The sequence below is a fragment of the Cupriavidus sp. FW306-1B-F12B genome (assembly GCF_058781795.1).
The window spans coordinates 295,340-314,840 of sequence record NZ_JBYSXC010000007.1 but is presented as its reverse complement, the minus strand read 5'-3'; the positions used below and the strand labels follow the sequence as shown (position 1 = coordinate 314,840).

At 68.5% G+C, this 19,501-nt stretch carries 19 protein-coding genes and 1 pseudogene; 9 read left to right on the top strand and 11 right to left on the bottom strand.

All coding sequences use genetic code 11. The features are described 5' to 3' along the window. Nucleotides 1-1,015 (top strand): annotated as a pseudogene (locus tag AC3WLE_RS15045) (IS4 family transposase); the annotation flags it as partial. A gap of 27 nt (nucleotides 1,016-1,042) precedes the next feature. On the opposite strand, the gene AC3WLE_RS15040 reads toward AC3WLE_RS15045, so the two are convergent. Then, the gene (locus AC3WLE_RS15040) at nucleotides 1,043-1,795 is read right to left on the bottom strand and encodes a histidine kinase (protein WP_492321490.1); all 753 of its coding nucleotides are present in this window, start codon (nucleotides 1,793-1,795) and stop codon (nucleotides 1,043-1,045) included. Further along, nucleotides 1,792-2,529 (bottom strand): response regulator transcription factor, encoded by a 738-nt coding sequence (locus AC3WLE_RS15035; RefSeq protein ID WP_492321491.1) that lies wholly within the window; start codon nucleotides 2,527-2,529, stop codon nucleotides 1,792-1,794. Before AC3WLE_RS15035 ends, AC3WLE_RS15040 begins: the two co-directional genes overlap by 4 nt. Nucleotides 2,530-2,750: 221 nt before the next feature. On the opposite strand from AC3WLE_RS15035, the gene AC3WLE_RS15030 reads away from it, so the two are divergent. Then, complete coding sequence (locus tag AC3WLE_RS15030; RefSeq protein ID WP_011614340.1) at nucleotides 2,751-3,431, top strand: response regulator transcription factor; 681 nt, start codon at nucleotides 2,751-2,753, stop codon at nucleotides 3,429-3,431. Here AC3WLE_RS15030 and AC3WLE_RS15025 read toward each other — a convergent pair. The 3 genes from AC3WLE_RS15025 to AC3WLE_RS15015 all read right to left on the bottom strand — a co-directional run bounded on the left by AC3WLE_RS15025 (nucleotide 3,428) and on the right by AC3WLE_RS15015 (nucleotide 5,776). Beyond that, nucleotides 3,428-4,411: a Bug family tripartite tricarboxylate transporter substrate binding protein gene (locus AC3WLE_RS15025; RefSeq protein WP_492321492.1), complete on the bottom strand. Its 984-nt coding sequence runs from the start codon at nucleotides 4,409-4,411 to the stop codon at nucleotides 3,428-3,430. The genes AC3WLE_RS15030 and AC3WLE_RS15025 overlap by 4 nt on opposite strands. A 105-nt stretch (nucleotides 4,412-4,516) precedes the next feature. Further along, entirely contained in the window at nucleotides 4,517-4,816 is a 300-nt protein-coding gene (locus AC3WLE_RS15020; RefSeq protein ID WP_492321493.1) for a hypothetical protein, read from the bottom strand. Between the two features lie 45 nt (nucleotides 4,817-4,861). Further along, complete coding sequence (locus AC3WLE_RS15015) at nucleotides 4,862-5,776, bottom strand: EamA family transporter (protein WP_492321494.1); 915 nt, start codon at nucleotides 5,774-5,776, stop codon at nucleotides 4,862-4,864. 105 nt (nucleotides 5,777-5,881) lie between these two features. Between AC3WLE_RS15015 and AC3WLE_RS15010 the strand changes: the two genes are divergently transcribed. Further along, nucleotides 5,882-6,433 carry a MarR family winged helix-turn-helix transcriptional regulator gene (locus tag AC3WLE_RS15010; RefSeq protein WP_492321495.1) on the top strand — a complete coding sequence of 184 codons (552 nt, stop codon included), beginning with the start codon at nucleotides 5,882-5,884 and terminating at the stop codon, nucleotides 6,431-6,433. Between the two features lie 3 nt (nucleotides 6,434-6,436). On the opposite strand, the gene AC3WLE_RS15005 is transcribed toward AC3WLE_RS15010, so the two are convergent. Continuing rightward, on the bottom strand, nucleotides 6,437-7,672 hold the full coding sequence (locus tag AC3WLE_RS15005; protein WP_492353418.1) for an MFS transporter: 1,236 nt from the start codon (nucleotides 7,670-7,672) through the stop codon (nucleotides 6,437-6,439). 127 nt (nucleotides 7,673-7,799) lie between these two features. Between AC3WLE_RS15005 and AC3WLE_RS15000 the strand changes: the two genes are divergently transcribed. Beyond that, on the top strand, nucleotides 7,800-8,678 hold the full coding sequence (locus AC3WLE_RS15000; RefSeq protein ID WP_492358689.1) for an AraC family transcriptional regulator: 879 nt from the start codon (nucleotides 7,800-7,802) through the stop codon (nucleotides 8,676-8,678). Between the two features lie 18 nt (nucleotides 8,679-8,696). On the opposite strand, the gene AC3WLE_RS14995 is transcribed toward AC3WLE_RS15000, so the two are convergent. From AC3WLE_RS14995 to AC3WLE_RS14985, 3 genes are all read right to left on the bottom strand, one after another. Continuing rightward, complete coding sequence (locus AC3WLE_RS14995; RefSeq protein WP_492321498.1) at nucleotides 8,697-9,944, bottom strand: M20 aminoacylase family protein; 1,248 nt, start codon at nucleotides 9,942-9,944, stop codon at nucleotides 8,697-8,699. A gap of 269 nt (nucleotides 9,945-10,213) precedes the next feature. Next, nucleotides 10,214-11,062 carry a fumarylacetoacetate hydrolase family protein gene (locus tag AC3WLE_RS14990; RefSeq protein WP_492357393.1) on the bottom strand — a complete coding sequence of 283 codons (849 nt, stop codon included), beginning with the start codon at nucleotides 11,060-11,062 and terminating at the stop codon, nucleotides 10,214-10,216. A 25-nt stretch (nucleotides 11,063-11,087) separates the two neighbouring features. Then, nucleotides 11,088-11,963: a GntR family transcriptional regulator gene (locus tag AC3WLE_RS14985; protein ID WP_492353274.1), complete on the bottom strand. Its 876-nt coding sequence runs from the start codon at nucleotides 11,961-11,963 to the stop codon at nucleotides 11,088-11,090. A gap of 41 nt (nucleotides 11,964-12,004) precedes the next feature. Here AC3WLE_RS14985 and AC3WLE_RS14980 point away from each other — a divergent pair, with 41 nt between their 5' ends. From AC3WLE_RS14980 to gstA, 5 genes are all read left to right on the top strand, one after another. Next, a complete protein-coding gene (locus AC3WLE_RS14980; RefSeq protein WP_010811437.1) occupies nucleotides 12,005-13,303 on the top strand; it encodes an MFS transporter in 1,299 nt (432 codons plus the stop codon). An 89-nt stretch (nucleotides 13,304-13,392) separates the two neighbouring features. Then, nucleotides 13,393-14,121, top strand: a complete 729-nt coding sequence (locus AC3WLE_RS14975) for a maleate cis-trans isomerase family protein (RefSeq protein ID WP_492357392.1) — start codon at nucleotides 13,393-13,395, stop codon at nucleotides 14,119-14,121. Between the two features lie 4 nt (nucleotides 14,122-14,125). After that, nucleotides 14,126-15,547 carry a dihydropyrimidinase gene (hydA, locus tag AC3WLE_RS14970; RefSeq protein WP_492321502.1) on the top strand — a complete coding sequence of 474 codons (1,422 nt, stop codon included), beginning with the start codon at nucleotides 14,126-14,128 and terminating at the stop codon, nucleotides 15,545-15,547. A 31-nt stretch (nucleotides 15,548-15,578) separates the two neighbouring features. Further along, nucleotides 15,579-16,316: an aspartate/glutamate racemase family protein gene (locus AC3WLE_RS14965; protein ID WP_492321503.1), complete on the top strand. Its 738-nt coding sequence runs from the start codon at nucleotides 15,579-15,581 to the stop codon at nucleotides 16,314-16,316. A 135-nt stretch (nucleotides 16,317-16,451) separates the two neighbouring features. Beyond that, nucleotides 16,452-17,078 carry a glutathione transferase GstA gene (gene gstA, locus AC3WLE_RS14960; protein WP_492357391.1) on the top strand — a complete coding sequence of 209 codons (627 nt, stop codon included), beginning with the start codon at nucleotides 16,452-16,454 and terminating at the stop codon, nucleotides 17,076-17,078. Between the two features lie 26 nt (nucleotides 17,079-17,104). On the opposite strand, the gene AC3WLE_RS14955 is transcribed toward gstA, so the two are convergent. Continuing rightward, nucleotides 17,105-17,713, bottom strand: coding sequence for a glutathione peroxidase (locus AC3WLE_RS14955; RefSeq protein WP_011614328.1), 609 nt, complete (start codon nucleotides 17,711-17,713; stop codon nucleotides 17,105-17,107). Nucleotides 17,714-17,795: 82 nt separating this feature from the next. Next, a complete protein-coding gene (locus AC3WLE_RS14950; protein ID WP_492357390.1) occupies nucleotides 17,796-19,361 on the bottom strand; it encodes an MDR family MFS transporter in 1,566 nt (521 codons plus the stop codon). Nucleotides 19,362-19,501 lie beyond the last annotated feature (140 nt).

Below are 19,501 nucleotides of genomic sequence, written 5' to 3'. Positions count from 1 at the left end.
GGCCTGGCTGTTTCACCAGTCTGCGAATGCCTGGAGCCAGCAGGATGCGCCCAGCTATGTGTTCAAAGGACTGAATCTGCTGGCCATGGACGGGACGATCCTTCGTACCGCCGACAGCCCCGCCAATCGCGGGCACTTCGGGGCCCAGGTCTATCCGAGCGGCAAGCTGGCGAGCTATCCGCAGGTGCGTGCTGTCACGCTGACCGCCATTCCGACCCATCTGATCCGCGATGTCGAGTTTGGCCGCTACGACACCAATGAGATGGTGTATGCCAAGCAACTTGTACCGCGCATCCCTGACGATTCGATTACTGTCTTCGACAAGGGCTTTCTGGCCGCCGAGATCCTGTGTGGACTCACCATCGGCGGCCACAATCGGCACTTCGTGATTCCAGCCAAGACGAACACCCGCTGGGATGTCGTCGAGGGCAAGCCTGACGATGCTACGGTGCGCATGCGCGTGTCACCCCAAGCGCGGGCGAAGTGTCCGGAACTGCCCGAGTTCTGGGAGGCGCGCGCCATCCGAACGATCGACTCGCGCGAGCGCGTTTTGCTGACTTCCCTACGGGATCGCCGACGTTTCAAGCCAGCCGATATTGTCGCGTGCTACACGCGCCGCTGGCAGATCGAGACGAGCTACCGAGAGCTAAAGCAATCCATGCTGGGGATGGAGTTGACCTTGCGCAGCCAGACGGTAGATGGGGTCTATCAGGAAATCTGGGGCGCACTGATTGCCTACAACACGATTCGGCTGGAAATGGCCAAAGCGGCGCTCGAAGCGAAGATCGCCCCGACCGACATCAGCTTCGTGCGTGCCTTCCATACCATTCAGTACGAACTAATGTGGGCTGCCGCAACGCGATCACACGGCAAACTGCCTGCACTGCTACAGCGCTTGCGCGAGCGCCTGAAGGCGCTCCCAAATGAAAAATGACCCGCACGCTCATGCGCACGGGTCGTTAAGTCGCGACCTTCTCGCTACACCGTTCGGTACCTGAAGAAGGACCTTAACTGAACGGCATTACACCTTCGGGTGCTTTTTTCATGGGCGCGGCCGGCGCCGCAGCCACAGGTACCAGCCCGCCTGCGAGGCGGCTTCGCCCATTGGCTGCAGCGGCACCAGCACGCCGCCATGGCGCGCCACCACGCGCTGTGCGCACAGGAGCGCCGCCCCGGGCTGCGCCAGCCGCGCGGCGCGGTCGTCGTCGGCGGGATCGAACGCCAGCCACAGCGCCAGGCCGCCGGCATGGCCACGGCACGTGACCCGCAGCGCAGTCCCCCGCGCGGCGGCCTCAATGGCGCTGGTCAGCAGCCATTCCAGCGTTTGCGCCAGCATCGCCTGGTCCCCGCCAAGGCGCGGCAGGCGGCCGGCCGGCCGTTCAAGCCGGACGCCGGCCTCGCTGGCCAGGGTCCAGACGCGGTCCAGCGCTTCATCCAGCAGCGATTCCATGGCGATACGGCGCATGCGATAGGCGTGGCGGGTTTCGCGCAGCAGCCGGTTCAGGTCATCGATCTGGCGCAGCGAACGGCGCGCATGGCTGCCGACCTGCGCCAGCAGCGCGGCGTCGGCCTGGTCCCGCGTGCGGCGCAGTTCCAGCCAGGCCAGCAGCGAGGCATTGGGGGCGCGCAGGTCGTGGCCAAGCACGTGCAGCAGCATGTCGTGCACGGCGGCGGGGTTGCGCACATCAGCGCGCCGCTGCCCGACCGGCCGGCCGCGCAGGCACCGCGCCAGCCAGCGGCCGCCGAGCCACAGTGCCACGGCGAGCCCCGCCTGGTGCAGCCGGGACGCTTTCATGCGGCAGCCCGTTCGGTGCGCTCCGGGCGATCGGTACGCTCCAGCCGGTAGCCATGCGTGTAGACCGGGGTCAGGCGCAAGCCGTGCCCTGCCTGCAGCCCAAGCTTGCTGCGCACGCGCGAGACATGGGTATCGATGGTGCGCGACAGCGGCGAGATCTCGCGGCCCCAGACCGCGGCGGTGATGTGGTCGCGCGTGACGATGCGCCCCTCGTTGCGGAACAGCAGCACCGCCAGGTCGAACTCTTTCGGCGTCAGGCCGACCGGATCGCCGTTGCAGGTGACCTTGCGCAGGGCGCAGTCAAAGGCGTACCCGCCCAGCCGCAACGGCGCGAGCGGCGCCAGCTGCGCGGGATTCGCGCGCCGCAGCAGGCAGTCGATGCGCGCGGCCAGCTCGGCCGGGCGCACCGGCTTGACCATGTAGTCGTCAGCGCCCGCCGCCAGGGCATTGACGATGTCGAGCTCGGCCTCGCGGCAGGTCAGGAACATCACCGGGATGCGGCGGTCGAGGTGGGTACGCACCCAGGCCAGTACCTCGCGCCCGGACAGGTCCGGCATCTGCCAGTCCAGCAGCAGCAGGTCGAAGCCAGCGTCGCGCAGCGCCAGCAGCAGGCGCCGGCTTTCAGCGAAGGTCACGCAGTCATGTCCCGCGCCGGTAATGACCTGCCGGATCAGCGCCGCATCCGCGGGCGCGTCTTCAAGCGATGCAATGCGCGATGCCATCTTCTTTCCCATGTGTTGTCTCCGACGGAACAGGACACTAGCGGGACATTTAAGACCGCATTGCCTTCGGCACGAATAGGAAAGACCTCAATCTCGATTTTCAACAATCTTTTACTTCTCGCCTCAGCAGGCCGCTCCTACCATGGGCTTCGCTGCGTGCCGAGCGGGCCCGCAGTGCCAAGCTCTGTCCATCCATCGGCGCATTCCGATGCGCCCGCGCAGGAGCCACTCTCGTGAACATCGCCGCGCTGCAGGCGGACCCGACCCTCGCCGTCAGCATCGAACAGACCCTGCGCCTGAACGGGCATCAGTGCACGCGCTATCTCAGCGGGCGCACCATGATCGGCGCGCTGCGCGGCAGGTCGTTCGATCTGCTGATGCTCGATTGCGATACGCCGGGGATCCCGGCCCTGGAAGTGCTGGCATGGGTGCGCCGCACGCTCGGCAACGAGATGCCGGTGATGCTGACCGGCACCTCCAACGAAGAAGCCTTCGTCGCGGCCTGCTTTGCGCAAGGCGCCGACAGCTACGTGCCCAAGCCGCTGCGCACGGCCGAGCTGGCCGCGCGCGTGCTGGCGCTGTTGCGCCGCGCCAGGCCGGCGGTCGATGAATGCGACCTGGAGCACGGCGTGTTCCGCTTTGCCACCGCGGAGCGGCGCGTGTGGGTCCAGGGCAAGCCGGTGCTGCTGGCCCCCAAGGAATTCGACCTGGCGGTGCTGCTGTTCCGCAACCTGGGCTCGCTGGTGCTGCGCCAGGCCATGGTCGACCAGGTCTGGCGCTACCACATGGACCCGGCCTCGCGCACGGTGGACAGCCACCTGTCGCGCGTGCGCACCAAGCTGGCGCTGTGGCCGCACAACGGTGTGCGGCTGTCGTCGGTGTACGGGCTGGGCAGCCGCCTCGATGCGGCTTAATCGGCCTTGATGCCCGCGTCCTTGACGATGCGGGCGTTCTCCGCCGCCTCTTCGCGAATGGCCTTGGCAAACTGCGCCGGCGTGCCGCCGGTCGGCACCTCGCCGCCCTTGAGCAGGCGCTCATGGACCTCCGGCTCGGCCAGCGCCTTGTTCAGTTCGGCGTTCAGGCGGTTGATGATGGCCGCGGGCGTCTTGCCCGGCGCGAAGATGCCGAAGGTCGAGCTCAGGTTGGCCTTGGGGTAGCCCAGCTCGGCCAGCGTCGGCACCGAGGGCAGGCTCTCCAGGCGCCTGGGCGCACCCACCGCCAGCGCGCGCAGGCGGCCGGACTGCATATGCTGGGTCAGCACCGGGCTGGCGTTGGTGCTCATCACCTCGAACTGGCCGCCGAGCGCGTCATTCATCTGCTGGCCCGCGCCCTTGTACGGGATCAGCGTGATGTCGGCCTTCGACTTCTGCCTGATCTGTTCCAGCATCACGTGGCCGACCGTGCCCAGGCCCGATGTTGCCCAGCGCACCGAGCCCGGTTTGGCGCTGGCCTGGCCGACCACGTCGGCAAAGCCCTTGCCGCTGAAGCCGGCGGTGGCCACCACCAGCACCGGCGAGTACATCACGCTCATCACCGGCGCCACGTCCTTCTGCGGGTCGTAGTTGACGCGGCCGACATGCGGGTTGAGCGTCAGCGGGCTGGTCGCGGCGAAGCCCAGCGTATAGCCGTCCGGCGCAGCCTTGGCGACCGCATCGATGCCGATGCTGCCGCCCGCGCCGGCCTTGTTCTCGACCACCACCGAGGTGCCCATCTGCGCCGACAGCCGCTCGCCGAGCGCGCGCGCCACGGTGTCGCTGATGCCGCCGGTCGGGTAGGCGACGATCAGGCGGATCGGACGGCTGGGATAGGCGTCGGCAGCGGCGGCAGGCAGCGCGGCAGCACCGCTGGTCACGCACAGGGCGGCCAGCAGGGATGAGCGGAAGGGGAAGGCCATGATGGAAATGCGGGAGAGATTTCGACAGGAGGGCGCCGGGCACGGCAGCGGTTTGCCGGCCTGGCGCGGAGCAGCCGCTATCTTAGCCGATCGGGACGTGCGCGCTCAGCGCACCAGCGGGCGTTCCGGCACCCACGAGACAAAGAGTTCGTTGGCCCGGTCATACAGGCGCCATACCGTGCCGCAGTCGCGGCAGGCAAAGGAAAGCATGCTGAACGGCACGCCGGCGGCGCTCTGGCTCACCAGCGGCACCGTGCAGCGCAGCGCCAGGCAGGACGGCGGCTCGCGCCGGCGCGGGTCGGCGGCGAGTGCCAGGCAGCGCTCGCAGGCGGGCGTGGCAGACGGTGCCGACGCGGGTTGGATGGGTGGCGGGGACGGGGGCACGGCAGACTTCATGCCCGCCATGATGCCGCAAAACGCCGCCCGGCAGCAGCCGCTGACGCAATCGGATCAGGCCGGCTGCGTGCGCGTCACCGCGGCCGGCGTCGCCGCGCGCTGGCCCAGCCACACGCTGCCCAGCACCAGCAGCGCGCCGGCAGCCTGCATTGCCGTCAATGCCTGGCCCAGCACCAGGAAGCCGAGCACGGTGGCGCTGACCGGGCTGAGCAGCCCAAGCGCCGCCACCGCGGACGACGGCATGCGCCCGACACCGCGGAACCACAGCGCATAGCTGAAGCCGGCCCCGACAATGCTCAGCCACGCATAGCCAAGCCAGTTGGCCAGCGTGAAATGCCCGGGCAGCGGTTCCAGCACCAGTGCGAACGGCAGCAGGAACAGCCCGCCCGCGCACAGCTGCCATGCCGTCAGCACCAGCGGCGAGACCGGCGGGCGCCAGTGCCGCGTCAGCACCGTGCCCACCGCCATCGATACCGCCCCGGCCGCTGCCGCCGCCACGCCGATGGCATCGAGCCGGGCGGCCGGGCCCAGCACCAGCAGCGCCACGCCCAGCAGCCCGCCCACGCCCGCCATCCAGGCGGCTGGCCGCGGGCGCGCGCCCAGCCAGGCCCACGCCAGCACCACCACGATCAGCGGCTGGATCGCGCCGACCGTGGCCGCCACGCCGCCCGGCAGCCGGTACGCGGCGATAAACAGCATGGCCTGGAAGAAGCCGATATTGAGCACGCCCAGCACCGCCGCGCGCCACCACCAGCTGCCGCGCGGCAGTTGCCGGCCGAAGGCAAGCATCGCCAGCCCGGCCGGCAGCGCCCGGATCACGCCCGAGAGCAACGGCTGCCCCGGCGGCAGCCACTGGCTGGTGACCAGGTAGGTGCTGCCCCAGATCGCCGGGGCCAGCCCGGTCAGCAGGATGTCCCTAAGGGTCACGCCGCCGGACGCGGCCAGGGAGGAAGATCCATTCGCCTTCATGTCGATATTCTTGATGTCAAGATAAATAGACTTTACGAAGCCGATTGTTTGATGTCAAGATACTTCGGTATTCCTGCCACCCGCGTATCCGCACACTGCTCCTCGATGACTGCCCGCCGCAAACCCGAAGAAACACCTGACCACGTCGACGGCATTCTCGCCCAATGGGCGCGAGAGCGCCCGGACCTGGATGCCTCGCCGATGGGCGTGATCGGCCGGCTGGGTCGGCTCAACCGCCATACCAGCCGGGCCATTGAAGCCGCGCTTGGGGAAACCGGCCTGCAGCCGTGGGAATTCGATGTGCTGGCGACGCTGCGGCGCGCGGGGCCGCCGTATGCGCTGTCGCCGGGCGCGCTGATCGGGTCGCTGATGATTACTTCGGGCACCATGACCAACCGGCTCGACCACCTGGAGCGGGCCGGGCTGGTGCGGCGCCAGCCCAATCCGGAAGACCGGCGCGGGCTGCTGGTGGAACTGACCGAAGCCGGGCGCGAGCGCGTCGACCGCGCGCTGGAACTGCACGTGGCCAACGAGCACCGCCTGCTGGCGGACCTGACCGCGACGGAACGCGCGCAGCTGGCTGCGCTGCTGCGCCGCTGGCTGCGCATGTTCGAGCCGCCACCGGGCGGTGGCGGCGAAGGCAATGAACCGGCCTGAGCGTCAGGCCCGTTGCGGACGCTCGCGCAGGTCGGGCAGGAAGACCGTCAGCAGGCCCAGCAGCGGCAGGTAGGCGCAGTATTCGTACACCGCGCGGATGCCGTGCGTATCGGCCATGCCGCCCAACACCGCGGCGCCGATGCCGCCCATGCCGAAGGCAAAGCCGAAGAACAGGCCCGACACCATGCCCACCTTGCCGGGAATCAGCTCCTGCGCGAACACCAGGATCGCCGAGAACGCCGAGGCCAGGATAAAGCCGATGATGAAGGTCAGCACCGTGGTCCAGAACAGGCCCACGTGCGGCAGCGCCAGCGTGAACGGCGCCACGCCCAGGATCGACGCCCAGATCACGCGCTTGCGGCCGATGCGGTCGCCGATCGGGCCGCCCAGGATGGTGCCCGCCGCCACCGCGGCCAGGAACATGAACAGGTGCAGCTGCGCGTCCTGGCGCGCCAGCCCGAAGCGCTCCATCAGGTAGAAGGTGTAGTAGGAGGTCAGGCTGGCCATGTAGAAGTACTTGGAGAACACCAGCACCATCAGCACCACCATGGCGCGCACCACCAGGCGCGTGGGCACCGGGCTGGCCACCGCGCCGGCGGCCTTGTGCTTGCGCGCGCCCTGCGCCAGCTGGCGCGCATACCAGCCGCCGATGCGCCACAGCACCACGATGCCCACCAGCGCCGCCAGCGAGAACCACGCCAGGCTGGCCTGCTGGTGCACGATCAGCGCGGCCAGCAGCGGCCCCATGGCGCTGCCGCCGTTGCCGCCCACCTGGAAGATCGACTGCGCCAGCCCGTGCTGGCCGCCGGAGGCCATGCGCGCCACGCGCGATGATTCCGGATGGAAGATCGATGAGCCGGTACCGACCAGCGCCGCGGCCACCAGCAGCACGCCGTAGCTCGGCGCCACCGACAGCAGCAGCAAGCCCGCCAGCGTGAACGCCATGGCGATGGCCAGCGAATGCGGCTTGGGATGCTTGTCGGTGTACAGGCCCACCACCGGCTGCAGCAGCGATGCCGTGACCTGGTAGGTCATGGTCAGCAGGCCGATCTGGGTGAAGCTCAGGTTGAAGCCCCCCTTGAGCATCGGATAGATCGCCAGGATCAACGACTGGATCATGTCGTTGAGGAAGTGGGCGAAGCTGATCGCCGACAGCACGCGGAAACCGGTGCGTTCGGCCTGGGGGGATGTCGCGGACGGTGTCGCGCCAGCAGGCGCGGAGTCGATGGTTGTGCTCATTGGCGGCTCTCGACAGACGGAAAGCGGCCAGCGGGGGCGCCGGCCTGGAAGGAACTGAGCACCGATGCTAGCTGGCGCCCCTGCGCCTGTCCTGCGAGAATAGGTCCCCGACCTTGGAGAAAAGGACATGCCGCGCGCCCCTCGCCCCCTTTCTGCTTCAGGCGCGGCCCGCCGCCGCCCCCGCGATCAGCATGTGCCCCCTGCCCCCACGCCCGAGACGCTGGCGTTGGGCGACACCTACGCCGATCCCCCGCCCTACGTCCGCTTCGACCGCAGCCCCCTGCCCGTCACCGCCATGGCCGCCGACTACCTGCCCGGCCACGTGACCAACCCGCACCAGCATCCGCACGCGCAGCTGATCCACGCCGTGCACGGCGTGATGGTGGTGGCCACCGCCGAAGGCCAGTGGATCGTGCCGCCCACGCGCGGCATGTGGATGCCGGGCGGCACCACGCACTGGATCCGCATGGTCGGCCGGGTGCAGATGCGCACCGCCTATATCCGCCCCGATGCCGCGCCCGACCTGCCGCAGCGCTGCACCGTGCTGGGCATCTCCGCGCTGCTGCGCGAGCTGATCCTGGCGGCGATCGACATCCCCCTGCCCTACGCTCCCGACACGCGCGACGCGCGGCTGATGCGGCTGCTGCTCGATGAAGTGATGCTGGTGCCGTCGCTGCCGCTGCACCTGCCGCGCCCGGCCGATGACAGCCTGCGGCAGATCTGCGATGTCATCACCGGTGCGCCCGACACGGCGCTGACGCTGGCGGACTGGGGCTCACGGCTGGGGCTGGACCCCAAGACCATCCAGCGCCGCTTTGCGCGCGAAACCGGGATGACCTTCGGGCAATGGCGCCAGCAGGCGCGCCTGCTGGCGGCGCTGGAGAAGCTGGCCGCCGGCAGCAAGGTGGTGGATGTGGCGCTGGACCTGGGCTATGACAGCCCGAGCGCGTTTGCGACCATGTTCAGGCGGCAGTTCGGCGTGCCGCCAAGCGCGTTCTTCCGCTGAGCGGGGGCGCCAGGCTGGTCAGCACCCCAGGTAGCGCTCCACCAGCCGCGTCCAGTAGGCCGCGCCGACGGTCAGGTTGTCGTCGTTGAAGTCGTAGCCGGCGTTGTGCAGCAGCGGCTGGTTGGCGCCGTTGCCCAGCCGCACGAAGCAGCCCGGGCGCTGCTGCAGGAAGTAGGCAAAGTCCTCGCTGCCGGCGATGCGCGCGGCCTGGTCCACCACCTTGCCGGCGCCGACCAGCTCCTCGGCCACCTGGCGCGCGAACTCGGTCTCGCGCTCGCTGTTGACCAGCACCGGGTAGCCGCGCACATAGTCGACCTCGGCCACCGCGCCGTAGCCCTCGGCGTGCGACGTGGCCAGCTGGCGGATGCGGTTCTCCACCGATGCGCGCACCTCGGGGTTGAACGAGCGCACGCTGATCTCCATGCGCGCGTTGTCCGGGATCACATTGGGCGCGTGGCCGGCGTGCAGCGTGCCGATCGTCACCACCGCGGTCTCGTTCGGGTCGACATAGCGCGCCACCACCGACTGCAGCGCCATCACCAGGCTGCCGGCGACCAGGATCGGGTCGACCGACTGGTGCGGACGCGCGGCGTGGCCGCCCTTGCCGCGGATGGTGATGGTGACCGTGTCGCATGCCGCCATGAAGGGGCCCGAGCGGAACAGGAAGGTGCCCTGCTCCACGCCCGGATGGTTGTGCAGCCCGAAGATCGCATCGCAGGGAAAGCGCTCGAACAGCCCGTCGGCCAGCATGCGCTCGGCGCCGCCGCCCGCGCCGATTTCCTCGGCCGGCTGGAAGATCAGGTGCACGGTGCCGTCAAAGTTGCGCGTGCGCGCCAGCTGCTTTGCCGCGCCGAGCAGGATCGCGGTATGGCCGTCGTGGCCGCAGGCGTGCATGCGGCCGGCATTGACGCTGGCGTACGGCAGTGCGGTGCGTTCGTGGATCGGCAAGGCGTCCATGTCGGCGCGGATGCCCACGCTGTGCCCGCTGTCGCCGCAGCGCAGGGTGCCGACCACCCCGGTGCCGCCCACGCCGCGCGTGACCGTATAGCCCCACGTCTCCAGCAGGCTGGCGACCAGGCCCGAAGTGCGGACCTCGTCGAAGGCGAGTTCGGGATGCTGGTGGATATTGCGCCGGATGACTTCGAGTTCGGCGCGGCTGTCCAGGGTGTCGGCCAGCGCGCAGTACCGGTGCTTGAGTGGTGACGTGGGGGACGCCGTGAGGGTGGTGCCGAGATAGGACTCGATTTCGGGGGCGTGCTCAGACATGGTGTTTTGCTCTCTGGCGAAACCTGTATAACCAGTATTTCACGCAGAAAACGCGAGCGAAACGCCAAGCGTGCGATTTCCTGTAAAACCATGTAATCCGGCCCGTTTCAGCACCGGAACTGTTGCCCTAATCGTACGCTTTGTATGGAAACCAAACGCTTTGTGTGAAAGCGTATCGATGGGGAACCATTGTGGACCGCGGATTTGCCCGCGGCAGCGCTGCCGGCATGCGTCACCCCGAAGGGTGACGCGATGCCACTGCCCTGCCCTCAGGGTTGGCCGTAGGGCACTACCCGCTGCGTCTGCTCGCCCAGCCCGTCCACGCCCAGGCGCATGGTGTCGCCGGCCTTCAGGAAGCGCGGCGGCTTGAAGCCCATGCCCACGCCCGGCGGCGTGCCGGTCGCGATCAGGTCGCCCGGCAGCAGCGTCATGAAGCGGCTGACGTAGCTGACCACGGTGGCCACGTCGAAGACCATGGTGGCGGTGCTGCCCTTCTGCACGCGCTCGCCGTTGACCTCCAGCCACAGGCCCAGCGCCTGCGGGTCCTGCACTTCGTCGCGCGTCACCAGCCAGGGGCCGGCCGGGCAGAAGGTGTCGCAGCCCTTGCCCTTGTCCCAGGTGCCGCCGCGCTCGATCTGGAACTCGCGCTCGGACACGTCATTGACCACGCAGTAGCCGGCCACATGGTTCAGCGCCGCTTCGCGCGAGACATTGCGCGCGGTGCTGCCGATGACCACGCCCAGCTCCACTTCCCAGTCGGTCTTTTCCGAGCCGAGCGGCAGCATCACCGCGTCGTTGGGACCATTCAGCGAGCTGTTGGCCTTCAGGAACACGATTGGCTCGGCCGGCAGCGGCATGCCGGCCTCGGCGGCGTGGTCGGCATAGTTCAGGCCGATCGCCACGATCTTGCCGACGCCGCTCCAGGGCACGCCAAAGCGCGCGCCGTCGATCACCGGGAGCGACGCGGGGTCCACCTGCGCCAGCCGCGCCAGCGCCGCCGGCGCCAGCTGCGCCGCGCCGATATCGGCCACCACGCCGGACAGGTCGCGCACGCGGCCTTGCGCATCGATCATGCCCGGGCGCTCGGCGCCGGGGTTGCCTACTCGAACCAGTTTCATCGTCGTCGTTGTTTTCAGGGGTTGTTCAGGCGGACTTCTTGAGGGTGGCGCCGATTGCGCCGGTTGCGCCGGCCTCGGCCAGGGTCTGCGCCACCACGCTCAGGACTTCCCTGGCGGTGTTCTCGGAGTGGGCGCGCAGCACCTGCGCCAGGCGCGGCCGGCCGGGCTCGCGCAGCGCGGCCATGATGGCCTCGTGTTCCTCATGCGACTCCTGCCAGCGGATGGTATCGGCATTGGCTGCACCGCGCGCGCGGTGCACCTTGCTCATCAGCGTGGCATAGACGCCGGCCAGCACCGGATTGGCGGCGCCGTCGATGATCAGCTGGTGGATTTCCTGGTTGATGCGGAAATAGTCGGTGCGCCGGCCCGCCGCATGCGCATCGATCATGGCCTGGTGGCGCCGCTCCAGCTTGGCCATGGCGGCCGCGCCCAGGCGCTGCGCGGCCAGTTCGCCCGCCAGCGCCTCGAGCCCGTGCAGGGTCTCGAAGGTGGCGCGCAGCTCCTCCAGGTCCAGCGGCGCCACGCGGTAGCCGATGTACTGCCGGTGCAGCACCAGCCCCTCGGACACCAGCACCTTCAGCGCCTCGCGCAGCGGCGTCTTGGAGACATCGAAGGTCTCGCAGAAGGCCCGTTCATCGATCCGCGCGCCGGGCGGCAGTTCGCCCTCTTCGATCATGGTGCGCAGCCGGGCGGCGATTTCGGCCGACATGCCGAGCGTGCGCAGGCGCGTGGTTTGGGAAAGCGTTTGTGTCACAGACGTCACCAGAATGGGGAAATGCACCACGACAAGGCTACCACATACCAAAATTGTGCATGCGCAACATCGCAAAATCAATGACTTACACGCGTTGTAATTACAGATTACGTATCCTATACTCCGGCCTGTTGCGCAAAACGCCAACAGAACTGCCTCACCCAAGGACTAAAACAGGAGACGCCGTCATGCAGACGACAAGCCGGGCGACAGTGGTCACGGAGGCCAAGACCTCCGTTCGCTGGAAGATTTTTTTGATGATGCTGTTCCTCATCGCGATCAACTACATCGATCGCGCCTCACTGTCAGTGGCGATGCCGCTGATCGCCAAGGAGTTCGACCTCAGCCCCACCATGCAGGGCCTGATCCTCAGCTCGTTCTTCTGGACCTATGCGCTGATGCAGGTGCCGGGCGGCATGCTGGCCGACAAGTACAAGCCGCGCATCGTGATCGCCTGCGCCACCGTGTTCTGGGGCATTGCCCAGGCCGTGGCAGCCTTCACCACCAACGCCACCGCGCTGCTGCTGACCCGGCTCGGCCTGGGCGCGGCCGAAGCGCCGATCTACCCGGCCGGCGGCAAGCTCAACGCGATCTGGATGACCCAGAACGAACGCGGCCGCGGCGCCACCCTGCTTGACGGCGGCGCGCCGCTGGGCGCGGCGCTCGGCGCCATCATCATCACGTGGCTGATCGCCACGCTGGGTTCGTGGCGCCTGGCCTTTATCGTTGCCGGGGTCGGCACCGTGCTGGCCGGCGTGCTGGCCTGGTACTACGTGCGCAACTCCCCGCGCGAGCACCGCGGCGTGAACGAACTGGAAGCCCGCTACATCGAGGAGGCCCAGGCCAATGAACACCGCGCCGAGCCGGCCAACCTGTCGGGCCGTTCGCTGGACTTCTTCAAGTACCGCTCGGTGTGGTGCATGGCGATCGGCTGGATGTGCTTCAACACCGTGTTCTACGGCCTGCTGACCTGGATGCCCAACTACCTGAACAAGGTGCACGGCTTCGACATCAAACAGATGGGCGGTGCCAGCTTCATCATCTTCTTCAGCGGCTTCGTCGGCGAACTGATCGGCGGCTGGATCGCCGACAAGTGGAAGGAAGCCGGCGGCCGGCCTAATGTGGTGATGCGCACGCTGTTCGGCATCGCCGCGGTGGTGGCCACGGTCTCGATCTTCTCGGTGGCCTACGTCACCGACCCGATCGTGGTGGTCGTGCTGCTGTCGTCGACGCTGTTCTTCCTGCGCTGGTGCGGCCTGTTCTGGTGCGTTCCGTCGATGCTCGGCACCCGCAACAAGATCGGTTTCCTGGGCGGCGTGATGAACCTGGGCGGCAATATCGGCGGCATCACGGTGCCCATCATCGTCGGCATGATCGTGCAGTTCACCGGCTCGTACTTCCTGGCGCTGATGTTCTTCGCCGCGGCTGGCGTCGGCCTGCTGCTGGCTTCCACCGCCATCGACTACGAGACTAAGATCCCGGTCTGAAGACCCGTCGGATCACCGAGCTCCGAAAAACCCGCGAAAGGGCCGGCAATGTCCCGGCCCTCGCAACCACTCCTGAGACAAAAAGCAAAATGACCAAGCAAATCCGCCTCGGCATGCTGACGCCGTCTTCCAATACTGCGCTCGAACCCATCACCAGCGCGATGGTTGCCGGCCTGCCCAACGTCAGCGCGCATTTCTCGCGCTTCACCGTGACCGAGATCTCGCTGCGCGACCAGGCCCTGGGCCAGTTCAACCTGGACAAGATCCTGGCCGCCGCCAGCCTGCTGGCCGATGCCCGCGTCGATGTCATCGCCTGGAACGGCACGTCTTCCGGCTGGCTCGGCTTCGACAAGGATGAAGCGCTGTGCCAGCAGATCACCGAAGCCACCGGCATCCCGGCCACCACCTCGGTGCTGGCGCTCAACGAGATCCTGGAAAAGACCGGCGCGCGCAACTTCGGCCTGGCCACGCCGTACCTGGACGACGTGCAGCAGCGCATCATCGCCAACTACGAGCGCAGCGGCTTTCACTGCGTGGCCGAAAGCCACCTGGACCTGCATGTGAACTACAGCTTCGCCGAGGTCGAGGAAGACACCATCCGCGAGATGGTGCGCGGCCTGGCCCAGCACCAGCCGCAGGCCATCACCACCTTCTGCACCAACCTGCGCGCCGCGCACCTGGCCGAAGAACTTGAAGCCGAAACCGGCATTCCGCTGTACGACACCATCTCCACCGTGGTGTGGAAGTCGCTGCGCCTGTGCGGCGTGGGCACGCGTGAGCTGCGCGGCTGGGGCCGCCTGTTCCGCGAAGTGGAGTAAGCCGATGTCCGCTCACGACAGCCTTGACCTGGTGATCCGGCGCGCGGACGTGGTCACTGCCTCCGACCGCTTCCGCTGCGATATCGGCGTGCGCAACGGGCAGATCGTCGCGCTCGGCCACGCGCTGCCGCAAGGCGCGCGCGAGATCGATGCCGATGGCCTGCTGGCGCTGCCCGGCGGCGTCGATGGCCATTGCCACCTCGACCAGCCCATGCCCGACGGCCTGCGCATGGCCGACGACTTCTTCACCGGCACGCGCGCCGCGGTGTGCGGCGGCACCACCACCGTGATCCCGTTTGCCGCGCAGGAGAAGGGCGCTTCGCTCAAGGCTGCCGTGGCGGACTACCATCGCCGCGCGGAAGGCCGCGCGGTGATCGACTACGCCTTCCACCTGATCGTGGCCGACCCCACGCCGGCGGTGCTGGCCGATGAACTGCCGGCGCTGATCCGCAAGGGCTACAGCTCGTTCAAGGTCTACATGACCTATGACGACCTGAAGCTGTCCGACCGCGAAATGCTGTCGGTGCTGGATGTCGCCAAGCAGAACGGCGCGCTGGTGATGGTGCATGCCGAGAACGCCGACTGCATCTCGTGGCTGACCGACAAGCTGGTCGGGGAAGGGCGCATCGCACCGCGCTTCCACGGCCTGGCACGGCCCGCCGCGGTGGAGCGCGAGGCCACGCACCGCGCCATCACCTTTGCCGAACTGGTCGACGTGCCGATCCTGATCGTGCATGTCTCGGGCAAGGAAGCGATCGAGCAGATCCGCTGGGCACAGGGCAGGGGGCTGCAGATCCTGGCCGAGACCTGCCCGCAGTACCTGTACCTGACCGCCGACGACATGGCCTTGCCCGGCGACGACGGCTACGAAGGCGCCAAGTGCGTGTGCAGCCCGCCGCCGCGCGACCCCGAGAACCAGGCCGCGGTATGGCGCGCGCTGACCAATGGCGTGTTCAGCGTGTTCTCGTCAGACCATGCGCCGTTCCGCTATGACGACCCGCAAGGCAAGCAGCCGGGCGGCGAGCGGCCTTCGTTCGAGCACATCCCCAACGGCGTGCCGGGCATCGAGACGCGCCTGCCGCTGCTGTTCGATGGCGTGGCGCGCGGCAAGCTGTCGCTGCACCAGTTTGTCGAACTGACCTCGTGGCGGCCGGCACGGCTGTATGGCCTGTATCCGCGCAAGGGCACCATCGCCATCGGCGCGGATGCGGACATCGTGCTGTGGGACCCGAACAAGCGCGTGCAGATCCGCAACAGCGCGCTGCACCACGCGGTGGACTACACGCCGTACGAAGGCATCGAAGTGACCGGCTGGCCGGTGCATTGCTTCTCGCGCGGCGAGATGCTGGTGCGCGATGGCCAGTACCAGGAACCCCAGGCCGGACGCGGGCAGTTCCTGCCGGCGGGCGCGCCGATGCTGGGCTGATCGCCACGCCCGCAGCCAACCCATCCCGACCATGAAACTCCTGATCGTCAATCCCAATATCAGCGAATCCGTCACGGCGCTGATCGAGGCGGAAGCGCGGCGCACCGCCGCCGCCACCACCACGCTGCAGATGGCCACCGCGGCCTTCGGCGTGGCCTATATCGAAACCCGCTTCGAGGCGCTGGTCGGCGGCTATGCCACGGCCTGCGCTGCCGCGGAACACGCCGGCCAGTTCGACGGCCTGGTGGTCGCCGCTTTCGGCGACCCCGGCCTGGCCGGGCTGAAAGAGCTGTTCGACGTCCCCGTCGTCGGCATGACCGAAGCCGCGCTGGCCAGCGCGTGCCTGCTGGGGCAGCGCTTCTCCATCATCGCGATCTCGCACCGCATCCAGGCGTGGTACCGCGAATGCGTGGCGGCCAACGGCCTGTCGTCGCGGCTGGCCAGCGTGCGCTCGCTGCAGGAACCCCTGCGCGATATCGGCAGCGTGCAGGAAGACCATGCCGCGCGGCTGGAACAACTTGCCCTGCAAGCCATCGAGCAGGACGGCGCCGACGTGATCATCGTCGCCGGCGCGCCGCTGGCGGGACTGGCGCGCTCGCTGGAAGGGCGCATTCCGGTGCCGGTGGTGGATGGCGTGTCGAGCGCGGTGCGGCATTGCGAATCGCTGGTGGCCCTGCGCGCCGGCAGCGCCACGCAGGGCAGCTTCGCGCGGCCGCCGCGCAAGCCCAATGCCGGCCTGCCGCCGGCGCTGGCGAAGCTGCTCGACTGAGCGCAAACTTAGTCCTGTGCAAATCTGCAATGCGCGTCCGCAAGGACGCGCATTGCTGCATAAGGGGGGGCGATCCTAGACTGCCTGCACGGCCGCCGCATGGCGTGGCGGCCAGGCAACCACCACAGGATCGCAATGAAGCTCTACTACACTCCGGGCGTCTGCTCGATGGCCGTCCATATCGCCCTGCGCGAAGCCGGCCTGCCGGTCACGCTGGCCAAGGTCGACCTGCTCCGCCACAAGCTGGCCGTGCCTGAAAACGGCACCGACGACTACTACACCATCAACCCGCGCGGCTACGTGCCGCTGCTGCAGCTCGACGACGGCTCGCGCCATACCGAGGCGGCATCGCTGCTGCAATACATCGCAGACCTGGTGCCCGAACGCGCGCTGCTGCCCGCCGCCGGCACGCGCGAGCGGCTGGAAGCCACCGGCTGGATCACGCTGGTCTCTACGGAACTGCACAAGGTCTTCAGCCCGTGGCTGTGGCACAAGGAAACCGCGCAGAGCACGCAGGACGAGTGCAAGGCCAGGCTGCACCGGCGCTTTGCCGAACTCGACCAGCACCTGCAAACCCGGCAGTACCTGATGGGCGACACGTTCACGGTGGCGGATGCGTACTGCTTCACCATCGTCGGCTGGGCGCGCATCCTGAAGCTGCCGCTCAACGACTACCCGGCGCTGCAGCAGTACCTGTCGCGCGTTGCGGCGCGGCCGGCGGTGCAAGAAGCGATGCGGGCCGAAGGGCTGGTGCGCGACTGAACCCGGCCGCGCGCGGAATCGCTCGCTCAGCGCTGCGCGCCGAGCAGCGATTCGATCTTCGCCACCAGTTCCTTGTCGTCCGGCCTGGTGCGGCTGCCGTAGCTGGCCACCACCTGGCCGTCGCGGCCGATCAGGTACTTGTAGAAATTCCACTTGGGCGTGGTGCCGGTTTGCTTTGCCAGCAGCGCGTACATCGGGTTGGCATCGCTGCCGCGCACATGCGACTTGCCGAGCATCGGGAACTTGACGCCGTAGGTGTTGTAGCAGAAGTCCGCGATCTCTTTCTGCGAGCCGGGCTCCTGTGAAAAGTCATTGGACGGGAAGCCCAGCACCACCAGCCCGCGCGCGCCGTACTTGGCGTACAGCGCCTCCAGCCCCTCGTACTGCGGCGTGAAGCCGCAATAGCTGGCGGTATTGACCACCAGCACCACCTTGCCGGCGTACTGGCACAGGTTCTGCGGCACATCGTCCTGCAGCCGCGGGAAGGTGAAGTTGAGCGAGGCGGGGCAGGCGCCCGCGGCAGGCGCCGCGGCGGGCTTGTCGGCGGCGCGCACGGGCGCCGGCAGCAGGGCGGTGCTGGCCGCCGCCAGGGTCAGGGCGGCAGCCAGGCTGGAAAGCAGGGGACGACGGATCATGGCGACGGGGCTCCGGTGGTCGGCTTGCTGTATCGGGTACGCGTAGTTTACGCCGATGGCGGCCTGACGGATGCCGCGCCGGTCAGTCCATCGCCAGCGTGGCCGCGTGTTCGGTGACGCTGCCGCGCAGCTCCAGGTCAGGCATGCGGCGCACGATCAGCAGCGCCAGCACCGCCGCCGCCGCGCCCGCGGCAAAGATCAGGTGGAAGCCCGACTCCACGCCGCCTGCCAGCACCGCGCGCACGGACGGCGACAGCTGCGCAAAGGCCTCGCTGCCGTGGCGCAGCGCACCGAGGTCCAGCGCCTGCGTGACCCCCGAGGCCGCCAGCGCATGGCGGAATTCCAGCGTCAGCAGCGTGCCGGCGAGCGCCCCGCCCAACGCGCTGCCGAGCGAGCGCAGCACCAGCAGCGCGCCCGTGCCGGCGCCGGTGTCGCGGCGCTCCAGCGCGTTCTGCACGCTCATCAGCGTGGCCACCATGGTCATGCCCAGGCCCACGCCGGCCAGCGTCATCGCCGCCAGCACCACCGCCAGCGGCACCGCCGGCGTCACCAGTGCCAGTGCGATCAGCCCCAGCGCGCCGGCGATATAGCCGGCGGTCAGGATGCCGCGCATGCGGCCCACGCGCGGCGCCAGCCACGCCACGATAAAGTTGCCCGCCACGGTGGCCAGCAGGAACGGCATCACCAGCAGGCCGGAGGCGGATGCATCGGCGCCGCGCACCAGCTGGAAGTGCAGGGGCAGGGCGAAGATGCACAGGAAGATATCGAGCGCGGCCAGCGCCGAGGCGGCCACGCCCATCACATAGGCGCGGTTGGCAAACAGGCGCGGCGGCAGCATCGGGTCCGCGGCGCGGCGCTCCTGCCAGGTCAGCAGGACCACGGCGGCCACCGCGGCCAGGAGCAGGGCACCCAGCTCTGGCGAGAGCCAGTCGTAGACGTCGCCGCCCCAGCTCATCGCCAGCAGGAAGGCGACGATGGCCACCGCCAGCAGCAGCGCCCCCAGCCAGTCCACCCGCGCACGCCCGCCACGCGGCGGCAGCATGGCCAGCCCGCGGTAGCACATGAACATCGCCAGCAGGCCCAGCGGCACGTTGACCCAGAACAGCCAGCGCCACGACATATGGTCAGAGACCCAGCCGCCCACCAGCGGCCCGGCGATCGACGCCACCGCCCACACCGTGGCCAGGTAGCCCTGATAGCGCCCGCGCTGGCGCGGCGCCACCACATCGGCAATGGCTGCCTGCGCCAGCGACATCAGCCCGCCGCCGCCCACGCCCTGCAGCGCGCGGAACAGGATCAGCTGGCCCAGCGTCTGCGCCAGCGCGCATGCCACCGAGGCGCCGATAAACAGCGTGATCGCCACCATCAGCAGGCGCCGCCGGCCAAAGCTGTCCGACAGCTTGCCGTACAGCGGCGTGGTCACCGTCGACACGATCAGGTACGCCGTCACGATCCATGACAGGTGGCTGAAGCCGTTCAGGTCATTGGCGATGGCCGGCACCGCCGGGATCACCACGGTCTGGTCGAGCGCGGCCAGCAGGATGCACAGCACGATGCCGCCGATCACCCGCATCACGGCGCGATGGTCGTGGGCGGGCAGGGCCGGCGTGGTGTCCCGGGCGGATGCGGCAGAAGAGGGTGAAGACATGGGCAGGCACGAGACCGCAGCGATGTGCGGTGAAAGCTACGTCAAATGCAGGGAATATCGGCCGGGAACCGCGCAATAGGGGGCGTGACGCCGTCGCGGGTGACCTAATTCAGCGAACGCATAATTATATGCGGCCAGCA

Excerpts from the sequence above, each read along its gene's own strand:
- AC3WLE_RS15040 (WP_492321490.1), bottom strand. The coding sequence starts at position 1,795 with ATGAAAGCGTCCCGGCTGCACCAGGCGGGGCTCGCCGTGGCACTGTGG.
- AC3WLE_RS15035 (WP_492321491.1), bottom strand. The coding sequence starts at position 2,529 with ATGGGAAAGAAGATGGCATCGCGCATTGCATCGCTTGAAGACGCGCCC.
- AC3WLE_RS15025 (WP_492321492.1), bottom strand. The coding sequence starts at position 4,411 with ATGGCCTTCCCCTTCCGCTCATCCCTGCTGGCCGCCCTGTGCGTGACC.
- AC3WLE_RS15020 (WP_492321493.1), bottom strand. The coding sequence starts at position 4,816 with ATGGCGGGCATGAAGTCTGCCGTGCCCCCGTCCCCGCCACCCATCCAA.
- AC3WLE_RS15015 (WP_492321494.1), bottom strand. The coding sequence starts at position 5,776 with ATGAAGGCGAATGGATCTTCCTCCCTGGCCGCGTCCGGCGGCGTGACC.
- AC3WLE_RS15010 (WP_492321495.1), top strand. The coding sequence starts at position 5,882 with ATGACTGCCCGCCGCAAACCCGAAGAAACACCTGACCACGTCGACGGC.
- AC3WLE_RS15005 (WP_492353418.1), bottom strand. The coding sequence starts at position 7,672 with ATGAGCACAACCATCGACTCCGCGCCTGCTGGCGCGACACCGTCCGCG.
- AC3WLE_RS15000 (WP_492358689.1), top strand. The coding sequence starts at position 7,800 with ATGCCGCGCGCCCCTCGCCCCCTTTCTGCTTCAGGCGCGGCCCGCCGC.
- AC3WLE_RS14995 (WP_492321498.1), bottom strand. The coding sequence starts at position 9,944 with ATGTCTGAGCACGCCCCCGAAATCGAGTCCTATCTCGGCACCACCCTC.
- AC3WLE_RS14990 (WP_492357393.1), bottom strand. The coding sequence starts at position 11,062 with ATGAAACTGGTTCGAGTAGGCAACCCCGGCGCCGAGCGCCCGGGCATG.
- AC3WLE_RS14980 (WP_010811437.1), top strand. The coding sequence starts at position 12,005 with ATGCAGACGACAAGCCGGGCGACAGTGGTCACGGAGGCCAAGACCTCC.
- AC3WLE_RS14975 (WP_492357392.1), top strand. The coding sequence starts at position 13,393 with ATGACCAAGCAAATCCGCCTCGGCATGCTGACGCCGTCTTCCAATACT.
- hydA (WP_492321502.1), top strand. The coding sequence starts at position 14,126 with ATGTCCGCTCACGACAGCCTTGACCTGGTGATCCGGCGCGCGGACGTG.
- AC3WLE_RS14965 (WP_492321503.1), top strand. The coding sequence starts at position 15,579 with ATGAAACTCCTGATCGTCAATCCCAATATCAGCGAATCCGTCACGGCG.
- gstA (WP_492357391.1), top strand. The coding sequence starts at position 16,452 with ATGAAGCTCTACTACACTCCGGGCGTCTGCTCGATGGCCGTCCATATC.
- AC3WLE_RS14955 (WP_011614328.1), bottom strand. The coding sequence starts at position 17,713 with ATGATCCGTCGTCCCCTGCTTTCCAGCCTGGCTGCCGCCCTGACCCTG.
- AC3WLE_RS14950 (WP_492357390.1), bottom strand. The coding sequence starts at position 19,361 with ATGTCTTCACCCTCTTCTGCCGCATCCGCCCGGGACACCACGCCGGCC.